The 1,423-nt window shown below is 45.0% G+C and carries 2 protein-coding genes; one reads left to right on the top strand and one right to left on the bottom strand.

What is annotated here, in order from left to right; translation table 11 throughout:
- Window positions 1-851 precede the first annotated feature (851 nt).
- The gene (locus AC2VLY_RS04985) at window positions 852-1,004 is read left to right on the top strand and encodes a hypothetical protein (protein ID WP_486921864.1); all 153 of its coding nucleotides are present in this window, start codon (window positions 852-854) and stop codon (window positions 1,002-1,004) included.
- Window positions 1,005-1,077: 73 nt separating this feature from the next.
- On the opposite strand, the gene AC2VLY_RS04980 is transcribed toward AC2VLY_RS04985, so the two are convergent.
- The coding region (locus AC2VLY_RS04980; protein WP_486921863.1) for a transposase at window positions 1,078-1,423 on the bottom strand (346 nt) is incomplete at its 5' end.

The raw sequence follows: 1,423 nt of genomic DNA, 5'->3' as shown, positions 1-1,423 counted from the left end.
ATTCGATATGGATGCTCTACTTGCCACGGTCATGTTATCATAACTTTATGATTTAACTGTATTCTAAAGATTCTGCGGGTTTGGGCTTAGAACCCCTACCAGAAAATACCCGTAAATGTAGAATGCAAATAAAGTTGGTAACTTTTATCCGGCCAAAGCCCGTAGAGTCGCCACATGGAAATTTTCAAAAATAAATAGAGTTGGTAACTTTTTGCCTTCTCACCCCATGTTCAGTGACAAAAAAGTATCATCCTGATTGACATGCAACTTATTGATTATGGGTCGCCGTTTGGTTGGCCTAGTGGGGTAAGTATCATCCTGAGTTGCCTATCAAACACGCCACTGACAGGGGCGCAGAACAATAAAGTATCATCCTGATAATGGCTTAACTTGTTGATTCTTTGTCAGATACATGCTTTCTATCACGTTTTTGCTGTACTCCAGGATGATACTTTATTGTTCGGGGTGACACTATTTTGTCGAGTTCTTCCCCCCAGTTATATGTACATAGTTTTACTATAACGACTTAAATATGAAAGACTCTGAGTGATTTGTACGCCGTTTTTTTAGTTTACAACACCACACCTATACAGCATAGTTACATAGTATGTGCTTTGTGGGTATTGCTATGCATGTTAGGTAGCAAGCCATGAGAACTGAAGTGCACTCCAATCGTGGTGGGTAGAATTGATATACTTGAAGCTGGCTATCGCAACACCTTTATCCACTACAGGTTCTACTTCTGGGGTAATCGCCGCAGATGCTGATGTAACAAGCCTCTCCTTGGAAGCGATGTATCTGTGTCTTGACGTCAATGTGAAATTCGCGAGTCGACCTCAAGGAGACATCTGATGTTCGTTACATTAAAAGCCCGCGTTTATACGGATGCAACGGGTGTATATACAGAAATCCCTGTTTTGCTCACACCGACAGGCATCCTGGAGCCATTGCTAGCAGCCTGTCGGGCTTTCGGTTTTGAAGAAACGCAACACATTGATTACTAAACGTTTTAATAAATTTCCAGGAAATGGCAGGTGCAATAGAATCAGTGGGTTACGCGAATAATCCGACAGGCTGCTAGTGTAGTGTTGCATTCTGTTTGCAGCTTAAGTGGCTGTTGGCGCGAATGACCTTTTGCAGGATGTCGCGGGCGGTTTTGGTCCAGATGAAAGGTTTGTGATGGGTGTTGTGGTGGTCGATGTACCCCTCAATGGCCTGGATGAGTTCGGAGACACTGGTGAACACCCCACGACGTAACCGCTGGGTCGTGATATCCCGAAAGAAACGCTCGACCATGTTGAGCCAGGATGCCGAAGTGGGCGTGAAGTGCATGTGAATACGCGGGTGCTTGTCGAGCCACGCCTGTACTACCGGGTGTTTATGGGTCGCATAGTTGTCGGCAATCAGATGCAGAGCCTTGTCC

This window comes from Acidithiobacillus sp. TH-A36 (assembly GCF_057473445.1).
Note: the sequence above shows the minus strand (reverse complement) of the source record. Positions and strands in the feature narration are given on the sequence as shown.